Origin of the sequence: Rhodococcus sp. RCBS9 (assembly GCF_029457415.1) — a bacterium.
In the GTDB taxonomy this organism is placed as follows: domain Bacteria; phylum Actinomycetota; class Actinomycetes; order Mycobacteriales; family Mycobacteriaceae; genus Rhodococcus_F; species Rhodococcus_F qingshengii.
This window is the reverse complement of sequence record NZ_CP120422.1, coordinates 3369395-3383967: the sequence shown is the minus strand read 5'-3', so window position 1 is coordinate 3383967 and position 14573 is coordinate 3369395. Positions and strand designations below refer to the sequence as shown.

At 60.6% G+C, this 14573-nt stretch carries 12 protein-coding genes; 5 read left to right on the top strand and 7 right to left on the bottom strand.

Annotation, left to right across the window (positions count from 1 at the left end):
- Window positions 1-48: 48 nt before the first annotated feature.
- Together P0M12_RS15945 and P0M12_RS15940 are read right to left on the bottom strand one after the other, a co-directional pair.
- Entirely contained in the window at window positions 49-828 is a 780-nt protein-coding gene (locus P0M12_RS15945; protein WP_064443083.1) for an SDR family oxidoreductase, read from the bottom strand.
- Window positions 828-2540 (bottom strand): thiamine pyrophosphate-binding protein, encoded by a 1713-nt coding sequence (locus P0M12_RS15940; RefSeq protein WP_054826796.1) that lies wholly within the window; start codon window positions 2538-2540, stop codon window positions 828-830. Before P0M12_RS15940 ends, P0M12_RS15945 begins: the two co-directional genes overlap by 1 nt.
- A 99-nt stretch (window positions 2541-2639) precedes the next feature.
- Here P0M12_RS15940 and P0M12_RS15935 point away from each other — a divergent pair, with 99 nt between their 5' ends.
- From P0M12_RS15935 to P0M12_RS15915, 5 genes are all read left to right on the top strand, one after another.
- Entirely contained in the window at window positions 2640-3575 is a 936-nt protein-coding gene (locus tag P0M12_RS15935) for a helix-turn-helix domain-containing protein (protein ID WP_277376556.1), read from the top strand.
- 112 nt (window positions 3576-3687) lie between these two features.
- Window positions 3688-5127, top strand: a complete 1440-nt coding sequence (locus tag P0M12_RS15930; RefSeq protein WP_042451887.1) for an aldehyde dehydrogenase — start codon at window positions 3688-3690, stop codon at window positions 5125-5127.
- A gap of 121 nt (window positions 5128-5248) precedes the next feature.
- Window positions 5249-6655, top strand: coding sequence for a 4-hydroxyphenylacetate 3-hydroxylase N-terminal domain-containing protein (locus tag P0M12_RS15925; RefSeq protein WP_064443079.1), 1407 nt, complete (start codon window positions 5249-5251; stop codon window positions 6653-6655).
- 32 nt (window positions 6656-6687) lie between these two features.
- Window positions 6688-7671: a nitronate monooxygenase family protein gene (locus tag P0M12_RS15920; protein ID WP_042451892.1), complete on the top strand. Its 984-nt coding sequence runs from the start codon at window positions 6688-6690 to the stop codon at window positions 7669-7671.
- A gap of 16 nt (window positions 7672-7687) precedes the next feature.
- Window positions 7688-8839: an acyl-CoA dehydrogenase family protein gene (locus tag P0M12_RS15915; RefSeq protein ID WP_054826793.1), complete on the top strand. Its 1152-nt coding sequence runs from the start codon at window positions 7688-7690 to the stop codon at window positions 8837-8839.
- Window positions 8840-8917: 78 nt separating this feature from the next.
- On the opposite strand, the gene P0M12_RS15910 is transcribed toward P0M12_RS15915, so the two are convergent.
- From P0M12_RS15910 to P0M12_RS15890, 5 genes are all read right to left on the bottom strand, one after another.
- The gene (locus P0M12_RS15910; protein WP_042451896.1) at window positions 8918-9694 is read right to left on the bottom strand and encodes an enoyl-CoA hydratase; all 777 of its coding nucleotides are present in this window, start codon (window positions 9692-9694) and stop codon (window positions 8918-8920) included.
- A gap of 137 nt (window positions 9695-9831) precedes the next feature.
- Complete coding sequence (locus P0M12_RS15905) at window positions 9832-10926, bottom strand: CaiB/BaiF CoA-transferase family protein (protein WP_277376555.1); 1095 nt, start codon at window positions 10924-10926, stop codon at window positions 9832-9834.
- Window positions 10923-12470, bottom strand: coding sequence for an acyl-CoA synthetase (locus tag P0M12_RS15900; RefSeq protein ID WP_277376554.1), 1548 nt, complete (start codon window positions 12468-12470; stop codon window positions 10923-10925). The genes P0M12_RS15905 and P0M12_RS15900 overlap by 4 nt, the downstream gene beginning before the upstream one ends.
- Before the next feature lie 59 nt (window positions 12471-12529).
- Window positions 12530-13498, bottom strand: coding sequence for an NADPH:quinone oxidoreductase family protein (locus P0M12_RS15895; RefSeq protein ID WP_277376553.1), 969 nt, complete (start codon window positions 13496-13498; stop codon window positions 12530-12532).
- A 199-nt stretch (window positions 13499-13697) separates the two neighbouring features.
- Window positions 13698-14534 (bottom strand): SDR family oxidoreductase, encoded by an 837-nt coding sequence (locus P0M12_RS15890; RefSeq protein WP_019749697.1) that lies wholly within the window; start codon window positions 14532-14534, stop codon window positions 13698-13700.
- Between the last annotated feature and the right edge of the window lie 39 nt (window positions 14535-14573).

Here is a 14573-nt window from a genome sequence, read left to right as displayed (position 1 = left end):
CGCGTGGACGACACCGGGCGCTATCAGAACCGACGAACTCTCGACGAGCTATTGCATCGCCTCGATGTGTTTCATCACGTCCGGGTACCGACGTAAGTGGGCACCGCCGTTGACATCGAGAACCTCGCCCGTGATCCACGAAGAAGCATCAGAAGCGAGGAAGAACACCGCTTCGGCAACGTCGCGTGGCAACCCATTACGTCCGAGCGGAGTGTTCTCGGTGAAGTCCGCCTGAATAGCCGGCACACCGGTGAGACCCTCGACAAGTGGCGTTTCGACAAGACCTGGCGAAACCGCGTTGACGCGTATCCCCCGGTCTCCGAGTTCGAGTGCCGCAACCTCGGTGAGCATGGCGAGGCCAGCTTTGGCGGAGCAGTATCCTGCAAAACCTGCAGCCGCCTGGCGTGCGTTCAATGAGGTAATGGAGACGATCGATCCACCGGCAGTCATGGCACGCGCCGCATGCTTGATCACGAAGAAACCTCCGGTGAGACAGATGTCAACGGTTCGCCGCCAACTTTGCGCCTCCAAATCCGTTATGTAGCCCGGCAGATTCACCCCGGCACAATTGACCGCGATATCCAGCCGACCATGCTGCGCCTGGGCCCCCTCGAATATCACCTTGACCGATTCTTCGTCGACGACGTCGACCCGGACTGCTTCAGCTCGCCCACCGAGTTCTACGGCGCGTTTCCGCCCGCCTTCGATGTCGATGTCGCCTATCACGACGCTCACACCTTCGGCAGCCAGCAATTGCGCTGTTGCCCAACCGATACCGGATGCTCCGCCGATCACGACGGCTACTGCACCTTCCATTCGCCCCGGCATCAGCGAGGAATGTTCTCGTAGTACGGGACAACGATTTCGTCAGTACTTGTGACGTCACCGAGCATCATCGTCGTGATGGGGTGGACTACGTGCGGGTCCACCTCGACGTTGATACATGCGGGAACTCCCGCGTCGAACGCGCGTTTCATAGCGTCGGCGATGGAGGCGACATCCTTAACACGCTCACCGTATCCACCGAAGGCCTCGGCGACCTTCTCGTATGCGCTGTCTGCGAGTTCGGATACGACAATTCCTTCGTCCCCGTACACCGCTTCCTGGCCGTGGATCGACATTCCCCACACTGCATTGTTGAATATCACTGTCACAACAGGTATTCCATGACGGGCCATTGTGTCGAATTCCTGGATGTGGAATCCTGCCGCGCCGTCACCGGTAATGAGCACAACGGGTGATTCCGGTCGTGCCCGATGTGCGCCGATTGCGAAACCGGGCCCCACACCCAGGCATCCGAGGTAGCCGAGCCTCAAGACACCACCAACCTCTTCGGTGGTAGTGAAGAACTCGCCCCACGACGGCGCCTCGGCACCGTCCATCACGAAAGTAGTACCGGGCGGGCAGGCTTCGACGATCGCGCGCGCTGCAAAGTACGGATGCGCCTTACCGCTTTCCGTCGCTTCGTCCTCGAAACCATGCCGGTGCGCATGTTTCGCACTGGTGGCGGCATCGACCCAGGCACTCCAATCGGGCCATTGACGTTGATCAGCAGCAGTTTTCAAAGCGATGAGCGCTTCTCGACAGTCGGCAAGTATCGGAACGTCCACGTCCTGCATACGCCCGATTTCGGACGCGTCGACGTCGATCTGGACCAACCGCGCACCGGGGAACAAGCTGGTGCGTCCGCCGGTGAACATCCCGGCTCGGGCACCGACAACGAATACCACGTCGGGGGTCGGATACCCAAGGGCAGGTAACGAGCCGATCGCCAACAGTCCGCCGCCGGCCAGTCGATGGCTTGCGGGTACCGCTCCATCGGACTTCCCGGGGTAGAACACCGGCACGTCCACCGTTTCCGCGAACGCCACCAGCGCCGCGCTCGCATGGGAGAAAGTGACGCCACCTCCGATCACAATGGCGGGGTTCGTCGCTTCACCGAGCAGATCGAGAGCGGCCTCGACCGCTGCAGCAGTCGGCCCCGACCTCGCACTCACGGTGTAGTTCACCGGAAATCTCACGGTGTCTTCGTCGGCTTCACCGAACATCACGTCGATCGGCACTTCGAGCAGCACCGGCCCCGGAATTCCGGTCGTCGCCTTACGAATTGCCAGAGCAACTATCTCGGGGACGCGTGCCGGATCGGTGATGCGGTATGCCCACTTGGTCACCGGAACAGCTGCGGCAATCTGATCGAAACCACCCTGAAGCGGATTCGTCTCGGTCTCACGCATCGGCGGAGCACCGACGACGAAGATAGTCGGCGTGCGATCGAGGAGTGCATTGGTCAGCGCGGTGTAGACATTCGTGAAGCCCGGGCCGGAGGTGACTACACAAACGCCGTAATTGCCCGTCACTCGCGCGTACGCATCCGCAGCGTGTCCCGCAGTGGCTTCGTGTCGGGTGTCGGTGAGCCGGATGCCGTGACGTCGACAGGCTACGAGGAAAGCATCCAAGTGCCCTCCGTGCAGGGTGAAGACCTCGGTTGTGCCCGCTTCAGCTAGTGCTCTGGCAAGTAATTCGCCACCGTTGACAATCATGTATTTCCTTCCGGAGTTTGCCGCTTGATTAACGATCGCTAAGTCATTCCACTGTATCGTGGGTCACAGTGCGACGCCAGAGTGGCATTATGCGAACACATGGCACGAAATTCCCCTCAAACCGATCGAATCGTCATGCTGACCGAACTGCTGGCATCCGACCCCACGGCGGGGCGGAGCCTCGCCGATATCGCACGACACCTCGGCGTCGCAAAGGCGACCTGCTACCCCATGGTCGTCGCTCTCGCCGAGGCCGGCTGGCTCGTCCGTCACCCGATCCGCAAGACCTACCAACTCGGCCCGGCGCTAGTCCCCATCGGCCAAGCCGCTTCCCGCGCAATCGATGTCGTCGATCTTTCACGCACCGTCATGCAAGAACTGGCCGACACATCCGAACTGGCCTGTCTCGGATTCATCCGATCCGGCGCCGACCTCGTTGTCGCCGAGGCAATTCAACCGATCTCCAGGCGCAGCGGAACTCTCGGCTTGCGCATCGGCGACAATGTGCTGATGGCACCTCCACTGGGTGCAGGCCTTGCCGCATGGCTCGACGAGAACGACCTCCACGAATGGTTTCTCCTCGGCAAGGAGGCATTGGACACGGAGGCCGCACTTCTACGGTCGGAGTACGAGCCAATCCTCACGGCCATTCGAGAGCGCGGGTTCGCCGTGGAATGCCTTCGCCAACAAGAACTTTCAATTTCCGACGCCGTCGCCGAGATGCGCGGCCCGGGAGTCGGCGGCCAGAGGGCAGCACTCGCACTGAGAGAAGCGCGACGTCTTCTGTCCGCGGATGTCGCGGTCGGAACACTCGACCTCGACGGCAATTATCAATTGCTGTCCGTCAATGCCGTCGCCTTCGCCCAGGACTCGACACCGGCGCTGATCCTCTGCTTGGTCGATGCCCCGTCACCACTGACCGGGGAGCGGATCGCCGCACTGGGCAAGCTCGTGAGTGAAGCCGCCGATCAGGTCACCACTCTCATGCACGGCCGGACACCTCGACCATTGACATCCACAGGCGGAGCAACATAGCTTGTGAGTCAAATGACTTATGTAACGATCGCTAAGTCATGAGTGTGGCGGTTTGCCTACGTCCACGTGAGCGCCCCGATCCCCGCACACCCACCCACCGCAAGGAGCCTGCATGATTCTCACTCACTCCGCCCTTTACATAGACGGAACCTGGCAATCACCGACGATTTCGGACGCCATCTCGGTGCACTCGGCCAGTACAGAAGAGAAGATCGGCAGCGTGCCGGGCAGCGCAACAAACGACGTCGATTCTGCCGTCGCGGCGGCGGGCCGGGCCTTTCGTACGTGGTCGCGACTCGAGCCTGCCGACCGAGCCGACGCCTTGGATCGATTTGCCACAGCCTTGGGGCGTCGCGCCGACCTCACAGCCCGATTGGTCAGCCAGCAGAACGGAATGCCCGTATCGATCTCCACTGTCGCTGAAGGACAGGGACCTTCAGGACTTTTGAGCTATTACGCCGCGCTTGCCCGCACGACCGAGCTCGAAGAACCCCGTCACGCGCTGGCCGGAACGGGAACCACCATCGTTCGGAAAGAACCGATCGGTGTTGTTGCCGCGATTGCACCGTGGAACTTCCCATCTCTTCTCGCAATGATGAAAATCGCCCCCGCGCTCGCATCGGGATGCACCGTCGTACTGAAGCCGTCACCCGAGACCTTGCTCGACGCGTTCGTCCTCGCCGAGGCCGCAATGGAGGCCGGTCTTCCTGCCGGTGTTCTCAACATCGTCACCGGCGGACCCGAAATCGGCAAATACCTCGTCGCTCATCCGGGTGTACACAAGGTCGCGTTCACTGGCTCTACACCGGCAGGCCGACACATCGGAGCAACCTGCGGACGACTTCTGCGTCCGGTATCGCTCGAACTCGGCGGCAAGTCCGCCGCAGTCATTCTCGACGATGCGGACCTCGACGCGACGATGGCAGGTTTGGCGACGGCATCGTTGATCAACACTGGACAAACCTGCTACGCCTCGACAAGAATTCTCGCGCCCGTCGGACGCTACGAGGAAGTGCTCGATGCCGTCACCGCAATGGTCGAGTCGCTGCCGGTGGGCGACCCGTTGGATCCCACCACCTTTATCGGCCCTCTCGTGAGCGCCGGGCAGCGCGAACGTGTCGAGTCCTTCATCGCCGCAGGCACTGCGGAAGGCGCAAGGATCACGACTGGCGGATCACGACCGCGCACACTCGAGCGCGGATGGTTCCTGGAGCCAACCGTTTTCGGTAACGTCTCCGCAAACCACACGATTGCAACCGAAGAGATCTTCGGCCCCGTACTCTCTGTCATTCCATACACCGACGAGGCACAGGCCATCGCAATCGCCAACGATTCCGAGTACGGCCTCGGTGGAACCGTGTGGACTGCCGACTTCGACCGCGGGATGGAAATAGCCCGCTCAGTCGATACCGGTTCGTTCGGGATCAACGGCTACACACTCGATTTCGGGGCACCGTTCGGAGGCACCAAGGCCAGCGGCATCGGTCGCGAGCTTGGACCGGAAGGCCTGGCCGCATACTTCCAGACCAAATCGATCTTCACCACGGCCTGATTCGTCACCTGCGCCATCAATGGCCGGAAATCGTCGAGCACATGATGATTGCACACTTACTTAACGATCGTTAAGCTAAGTTGAATGCAATAACCGCGACAGAAGATCAAGGAAGTATCCAGTGGCCGTGCGATCCAGTGACCAGTACCGAAAAGGGCTCAGCGACGATCGCCGAGTCTTCTACCGAGGCAAGAAGATTTCCGATGTCTACGCCGAACCCGAACTGACTCTCGCAGTTGATCATTCAGCACTGTGCTACGACATCGCCGACGATCGACCCGACCTCGCGGTCACCGATGTCGACGGCGACCCAGTCAGCGCGTTCTACGTGGCGCCGACATCTGCGGACGATCTGATTCGTCGCGGCGCCCTGATCGAGGAAGTATCGCGGCGCGGCGGCGGAACCATCGTCCTCAAAGAGGTGGGCAGCGATGCGCTGTTCGCCCTTCTTCGTGCAACCAGCGGTGAAGGTCTCGAGAATGCGCGCGCTTTCTACAAGCGGGTCTGCGACGGCGATCTCGCACTCGCCGTCGCGCAAACCGACGTCAAGGGTGACCGGTCACTTGGACCGCGCCAACAGGCAGACCCAGACCTCTACCTGCACATCGTCGACGAGGACGCCGACTCCATCACCGTGCGCGGCGCGAAGTGCCACACTTCGTTCTCGGCGAACGCCGACGAGTTGATCGTGCTGCCCACCCGCGCAATGGGCCCCGAAGACGCCGACTACGCAGTGTCCTTCGCCATCCCGATCGACACACCAGGTCTCGAGCTGTACGTCTCTCCCTACGCAGCCGGAGAACGCAACTCCTTCGAATTTCCGATCTCCACGAAACACAAACTCCTCGAATCGCTCACCGTCTTCAACGATGTCCGAGTACCGAAAAATCGAGTCTTCCTCAACCGTCAACCCGAACTTGCCGGACCACTCGCGTTGGCGTTTGTCGATTACCACCGTTTCACCGCCATCAACTACAAGTTGCCCCTACTCGACATCATGGTCGGAGCAGCTTCACTGATCGCCGAGGCCAACGGCATCAACAAGGCAGGCCATGTGAAGGGCAAGATCACCGAACTGATCACCTGGAGCGAGACCGTGCGCGGACTGGCTCAACTCGCCGCCGTTCGATCAAAGCCAGGAGCACACGGTGTCAGGCAACCAGATCCGCTTGCCGTCAACATGGCCAAATACCACTTCGCACATGGATTCCACAACGCGGTCGCCATCCTCACCGATCTCTCAGGTGGCCTCCTCGCCACCGGCCCCGGCGGTGAAGACTGGGAGAATCCCGAAATTCGTGTAGTTCTCGAAAAATACTACGCTGCAGCAGTTCCTGCCGAAAAGCGTCTCCGTCTACTCAACTTCATTGCGGATCTGACCGCCCGCGACTACGGCGGATATCAGTCAGTCCTGGCCACGCACGCAGAAGGATCACTCGAGGCCGAGAAACTGCAGATCTCACGCTCCTTCGATCCGACGAGGGCACGCGAATACGTCAGTGACCTCGCCGGAATATCCCACCTCTGACCATTCGTCCCGAGAGAACAACAAGGATTTTCATGATCTCGACAGCATTCACGGAAACGTTCGGCGTTCGCCACCCCATCGTCCAAGGTGGAATGCAGTGGGTCGGCAGAGCAGAACTCGTCGCAGCCGTTGCCAATGCCGGCGCATTGGGATTCATCACTGCACTCACGCAGCCGACGCCGGCCGACCTGGCGAACGAAATCGCCCGATGCCGCGACCTGACCGACCAACCGTTCGGCGTCAACCTCACAATTCTGCCGTCGATCACGCCACCGCCGTACGACGAGTACCGCCAGGTGATCGTCGACTCAGGCGTGAAGATCGTCGAGACCGCAGGTTCCAATCCCGGTCCTCACCTGCCGATCTTCCATGACGCCGGAATCAAAGTGCTCCACAAGTGCACAACAGTCCGGCATGCGGTCAAAGCACAGGATCTCGGTGTCGACGGAATCAGTATCGACGGATTCGAGTGCGCCGGCCATCCAGGGGAAGACGATGTCGCAGGCTTGGTCTTGATTCCAGCTGCCGCAGAAAAGATTTCGATACCCATGATCGCTTCCGGCGGCTTCGCCGATGCACGTGGTCTGGTCGCCGCGCTGGCGCTCGGAGCAGACGGCATCAACATGGGTACGCGATTCATGTGCACCACCGAGTCTCCGATCCACCAGAACATCAAAGAAGCCATCGTCGCTGCAGACGAAACACAGACCGAACTGATCTTCCGACCACTCCGCAATACTGCACGCGTGGCAAGCAACATCGTCAGCCGAGAGGTTGTCGACATACTCTCCCGCGGCGGACAATTCGAGGATGTGCGCGACCTGGTAGCAGGAGCGCGTGGGCGAAGCGTATACGAAACCGGTAATCCCGACGCCGGTATCTGGACGGTCGGCACATCACAGGGGCTGATCCACGACATCCCCACCGTCGACGAGTTGGTCCAGCGCATGGTGTCCGAAGCAGAGGCCATCATCGGGGCACGCTTGCGTTCGATGACCGAACGCGTTTCCGTCTAGGACAGGAGAGCAACCCATGCGTCGAACACTGTTCACAGCCGACCACGAGGCCTACCGAGAGACTGTGCGCGAGTTCATTGCCCGCGAGATCACGCCTCACTACGACAGCTGGGAAGAAGCCAGGCTCGTCGACCGATCAGCGTGGCTCGCGGCCGGCAAGATGGGTATTGTCGGCCTGGCCGTCCCCGAACAATACGGAGGCTCGGGTGAACTCGACTACCGGTACCGGTACGTGGTCGCCGAAGAGATCGCCCGTACCGGCACCACCTCGTTCGGCGCCGGACTAGGCCTTCAGGACGACATCGTCATTCCGTACATCGCCGACCTCGGCACAGACGAGCAGAAAGCACGTTGGCTACCTGGTATGGCTGCCGGTGAACTCATCTGCGCCATCGCGATGACCGAACCGGGTACCGGCAGTGATCTGCAAGGCATCAAGACCTCCGCTGTTCGAGATGGTGACGACTGGATCTTGAACGGACAGAAGACGTTCATCACCAGCGGAATTCACGCCGACATCGTCATCGTTGCGGCCCGCACCGATCGCAAAGCGGGGTCGCGGGGATTCAGCCTCCTCGTGGTCGAACGCGGGATGGACGGATTCACCCGCGGTCGCAAACTCCACAAGGTGGGGTTGGCGGGTCAAGACACAGCCGAGTTGTCGTTCGACAACGTAAGAGTCCCGGCAAGCAACCTCCTGGGCGAGGAGGGCGGAGGCCTCATTCATCTCATGGAGCGTCTTCCCCGTGAGCGTCTGTCGATCGCCGCGAGCGCAATCAGTTCCGCGCGTGCGGCCTACGAATGGACCAAAGACTACGCGTTCGACCGCACCGCCTTCGGCAAGCCGATCGGCGACTTCCAGAACACTCGATTCGCCCTCGCCGAGATGCTGACCGAGATCGACGTGACACAGGCATACGTCGACAACGCAGTCCTGGCCATCAACGACGACCAACTGTCAGCAGTCGAAGCAGCACAGGCGAAGTGGTGGGCCAGCGAACTTCAGAAGCGCGTCGTGGATCGCTGCGTACAACTACACGGTGGATACGGCTACATGATGGAGTACCCGATCGCCCGGGCCTACGTAGACAGCCGAATCCAGACCATCTACGGCGGAACCACCGAAATCATGAAGGAGATAATCGGTCGCGACATCGCAAAGAGTTGATCAGCACCGAGAACGACCGTGGTCCCGAACATCCTGTGTTCGGGACCACGGTCGTTGTAAGCGCCGTTCTCGCTTCGTCTATCCGAAGACTGCTGCGCGCTTTTCCTGAAACGCCGCAACACCTTCGGCAAAATCACCACTACCCAACAGGTCGATCTGGCCTACGCGCTCGCGTGTGAACGCATCACCGAGTTCGGTGAGCGTAGCGTCGTTGATCGCCTTCTTGGTAAACCGAAAAGCAGGGGACGACCCGGCGACCAATCGGTGGGTCAGGTCTGCCAATTCCACCGCGAAGGCGTCGTCCTCGCACACGTGTGAGACCAGGCCGCAGTCGAAAGCATCTCGAGCGGATAATCTTTCGGCCAGCAGCGCCATGCGCATCGCGCGCGCGCGACCGATCGACGCTGCCACCAGTGCGGTAGCTCCACCGTCCGGCATCAATCCCACCTTGGTGAACGCGAGCAGAAAGTAACTCGACTCCGCCGCGAGCACGAGGTCGCACGCCAAAGCCAGCGAAACACCCACACCTGCGGCAGGGCCTCGTACCGCAGCGACCACCGGAAACGGAAACTCTCGAATGGTCTGCACCAAGGCATTGGCGGCATCGATCGTGTCCGCCGACGGCGGACCGGACAACGTCACGTCCGCGAGGTCCGCGCCCGTGCAAAAGGCCTTGCCCTCTCCTTCGAGAACCGCCACCCGCACGTCCGAGGATTGTGCGTGCTCGACGAAGATCGTGGCAAGTCTCTCCAGGGTTTCGGTAGTCAACGCGTTCATTCGCGCTGGCCTGTTGACAACTATGCGGAGCACCCCGCCGTCTTGGCTCGCGTAGACATCCGGTCGCGTTTCGGTCATTGAAATTCCTTGTCAGTCAGACTCGATCGAGTTGTGCTACAAAAGTTGATCTTCGCGATCCATCGACGATGAGTAGGGGGCAACGTAAGAACGATCGAGAGAGGCTGTCGCGATATTCCTCACCTGTACTTCTTCCCTCAGCCGCCCAGCCAATCCTTCGTCACGACGGTGGTGTCGGCCCCGGGTGGCCGAGCACCTGACGGCTGCGCAGTCCTGGAGCGGGAGAACCGCGGCGCGGGTGCCGCCTGCACTATTCCGTCGGCCTCGACAAGAGTTCCCCGCTGGGCAAGATGCGGGTGCAGCGCGGCTTCGGCGGGACTCAGGACAGGAGCAACACATGCGTCCGTCGATTCGAACAGCCCTGCCCAGGCGTCTCGCGTACGCGACGAAAACGCCTCCGTGAACCGTTCTCGGATTGTGGGCCAACCCCTTCGATCCATCTGTTCAGGCAACGATTCCGGCGCGATATCCAGGCCTTGGAGGAGCGCCGCGTAGAACTGCGGTTCGAGGGCACCGACTGCTACGAACTTGCCGTCCGAACATTCGTAGGTGTCGTAGAACGGCGTGGAACCGTCCAGGAGGTTGGTTGCACGTGAGTCACTCCACTGTCCGCTCCCTCGCAACGACCACATCATCTGCGCCAACACCGAAGTTCCGTCGACAATTGCGGCATCGACCACTTGTCCTTTGCCCGAACTCTCTCGCTCGTACAAGGCAGAGACGATTCCGAGGATCAAGAACATGGAGCCACCGCCGAAGTCCCCGACGAGGTTCAGCGGAACCGTGGGTTTCTCGGCCGGACCGATGGCGTGCAGGACTCCGGTCAGCGCCAGGTAAGTAATGTCATGCCCCGCCCGCTGCGCGAGTGGGCCGTCTTGGCCCCATCCGGTCATACGTGCGTAGATCAGCCGGCTGTTGAGTTCGGTGCACACGTCGGGACCGAAACCCAGCCGCTCGGTCACACCGGGCCGAAAACCTTCCAGGAGCACATCGGCTTTCGAGACGAGGGCTCTCACCAGCTCTCGGCCTGACTCGGTCTTGAGGTCGGCTTCCACCGACCGTCTCCCCCGCAAAAGTTGGTCCTGCTCCCGTGGCGAGATCTCGAGTCCACCAGACGGACGCTCGACTCGAACTACGTCCGCTCCGAGATCTGCAAGCATCATCGCAGCGTGTGGCCCCGGCCCCAACCCGGCGAGTTCCAGCACGCGAACACCGTGCATCGGGCCGCTCATCCGACGGATACCTCCCCTGAATAGTGTTCGCGCAGTTTCCCTTTGACCAGTTTTCCGGTCGGAGTTCGAGGTAGATCCGTACTGAACACGAGTCGCCTCGGCAACTTGTACTTGGCGATCTGTCCGCGCAAATGAGAAAGCAGTTCGTCGCGAAGCGCATCGCCGGCTTCGGCTTCGGGGACTGGCTCGACGACAGCCATCACTATCTCCCCCATCTCGTCGTCGGGCAACCCGATCACCGCCGCGTCCAATACCGAGGAATGCTCGATCAGCACGTTCTCGATCTCCTGCGGGTATATGTTCACACCACCCGAGATGATCATGAAGGACTTACGGTCGGTCAGAAACAGATAACCCTCCTCATCCATGAAGCCGACATCACCCGTAGTCGTCCAGGTCGGGTGGGCGGGATGCTGTGCTTCCTTGGTCTTTTCGGGCGCATTGTGATAACTGAAGGGCAATTCGTCACGTTCGAAGTACAGCGTACCCACCTCGCCGGAGGGTAGATCTTCGCCGTTCTCCCCACATACGTGGAGCACTCCCAGTGCGGCTCGCCCCACTGTGCCCGGCTTTCGCAGCCACTCGTCCGAGTGAACAATGGTCATGCCGTTGAGTTCCGTCGAGGAGTAATATTCGTCCAGAATCGTTCCCCACCAATCGATCATCTTTCGCTTCACATCGACAGGGCACGGTGCGGCTGCGTGGACGGCAAGTCGCAGAGACGATATGTCGTAACGGTCTCGGGTTTCCTGTGGCAGTTTGAGCATGCGCACGAACATTGTCGGCACCCACTGGCTGTACGTGACGCGATAACGCTCGATGTATTCCAGGGCCTTTTCCGGATCGAACCGATTCATCATCACTACGGTGCCACCCAGCGCCTGGACCGACGCGCACGTCCGGAGCGGAGCGGCATGATAGAGCGGCGCCGGGGACAGATAGATGTCGTCTTCGGTTACACCCCAAACACTTTGGTTCATTGTCGTCATCTGATCGCCGGGATCCTGTATCCGGCGATTCGGTAGAGCCGGTTTGATGCCCTTGGGACGGCCGGTTGTTCCCGACGAGTACAACATGTCGGCGCCGCGCGGTTGATCCGGGAGCGGTATGTCCGACTCCATGTCAGCCGCCTGGTCGAGGGAGTCGTATCCGTCTAGTTGACCGCCGAAGGAAAGCCTGGTCACCTGCCGGGGAACGAGTTCGGACAGCGTCTCTGCCAGCTCGCCCAGAGCAGCATCGACGATGACTACCTTTGCCTCGCAGTCCTCAACGATGTATGCACCTTCCGGAGCGGTCAGGTGCCAGTTGACCATCGTCAGGTAGACACCGGATCGCATAGCCGCCCAGTAGATGTCGAAGACCTGAACGTTATTGGTGGCGAGCACGGCCAGGTTGTCGCCTCGCCGCAACCCGAGTCCGTGGAGCACTCGCGCAATCCGAATCGAATTCGATTCCAATTGCGCGAACGTCACCGCTTCACCGGTCTCGGCAACGATTACCGCGGCCTTATCCGGGTTTGTCGCAACATACGCTCCGGGATACATGGTTTACTCCAAGGTTCGTTCGCAAAGGTCGTTTGTTCACAAAGTTGTTCGTGTAGAGATCATTCGAGAGACAGCGCGACTTTTCCTACCGCCGTACGCTCACGCAACGACTTCAATGCATTGGCGGCACGCGCCAAGGGGTAGAGGGTGGGCTCGGGCACCCTCAGAGCTCCCGACTCGAGCAGGGGGTAGAGCTCCTGCCATTGACGCGCCAGATACTTGGGATCAGTTTTCAGATATTCACCCCATCCTGCACCGGTAACCGAAATATTCTTCAGGAGAAGTCGATTGACTTTGACCGTGGGAATATCACCGCCGGTGAATCCCAAAACGACCAGGCGCCCGTTCGGCGCAAGGCTGCGCAGGCTGTCGGTGAAGCGGTCACCACCGACCGGATCGAGAATGATGTCGACACCGCGCCCATTCGTAATCCGTTGGACGCGTTCCTTCCACCCGTCGACCGACACGACGTGCGTTGCCCCGGACTCCGCGGCGATTTTCTCCTTCTCGCCTGTACTCACGACAGCGACGGTCTCCAGACCGAGCGCTGACGCGACATGCAACGCGGCCGTACCCAATCCACCGGCCGCGCCGTGAATCAGGACGGTCTCGCCGGCACGGTATCGCGCGCGTTCGTCGAGGGCGAAATGCGCGGTCAGATAATTCAGGAGAAATCCCGAGCCGGCCGAGAGCGAGACCGCATCAGGCAGAGCAAAGACATTGGACGGCGCGACCGCAACGGTCTGCTGCCACGCACCTTCCCCGGCCGTAAGCACGGCCACGCGCCGCCCGGGTGTGAAGCCGGACCCGGGTGGCGCGCTCCGAACGGTACCGGCGCCCTCAACCCCTAGCGCGCAGGGCAATTCGCGCACCGTTTGGTAGCTGCCCGTGGTCTGGAGAAGATCGGGGAAACTCACTCCGGCGGTGTGCAGATCAACTACCACCAGTGCCGGATCGACAGGTTCGTCGACATCGACCAACGACAGACCTCCGGGCCCCGTCGCCTCCACCAAGTGGACTGCTTTCATTCAAACTCCTCGGACTGGTCCCGGCGACTTCGTTGACAAACGGAATCCGCCGTAGCAACAGTTTAACGATCGTTAAGTAGGACTCTACGGCGACAGGCAGACCATGGCAATGGCGTCTGCCCGCGGGACGCCCCCGGGCCGTCGTCCTCGACGATGTTCGCGAAGCCACACTGGCAGGGAGCGGTTTTCGATCAGGTCGTCAGTACAGGTAATCCTCGCCGCTGGCGCGCACGGTTATGTCACTGATGCTGATACCCCATGGTTGATCAATGATGTGAACAACAGCGTCGGCCAGATCATCGGGCTTGATCAGCCAGTATTCGATGGAGTCGACGTCCTTCTGCCCGGGGCTGAGGGTGCCGTCGGTTAGATGCCCGACGTTCTCCATGTAGGTTCCCGCACGTTGACCGGTGAGACCCAGGATCGCGTTCTCGTTGACGATCCAGCTCGCCAAGTTTGTTCCTGTCACGCCTGTGGGCTTGACCGTCGTCACCTTGATCTTGCCCTTGGCTTCGATTCGCAGTGAATCCGAGATCGTGGTGACTGCAGCCTTGGTCGCGCTGTAGACGCCGGAACCGTCGATGCCTGCGTTTCCGAAGATCGACGAGATGTTGACGACTTGACCGCGTCCCTGCTCGATCATCTGGTCGTATACGGCGGAGATTCCGTTCACGACGCCCTTGATGTTGATGTCGATTGCCTTGTGCCACTTCTGCCACGCACGTTCGTGATCGGCGAAATACGCGAGAGGCATGACGCCTGCGTTATTGACGAGTACGTCGAGCGCTCCGTACTCCGAAATGCCGTGCTGCGCCGCAGCGATGACCTGATCCATGTCGGTGACGTCGGCAATCTTGTAGGTACCGGTGAATCCCGCGGCCGCGATACCGTCGAATACAGTCTTCAGGCCCGCCTCGTTGATGTCCACGCCGACGACTTTGGCGCCCTGCGCTGCCACCTTCTCGGCGATGAGTTGACCGAACCCACCGCCTGCACCGGTGATGAGAATGACCTTGTCCTGCAAGTACTGAGACATAGCTGTTTCCTCTTGTTCTGGATCTCGGGTTCGTTGTGG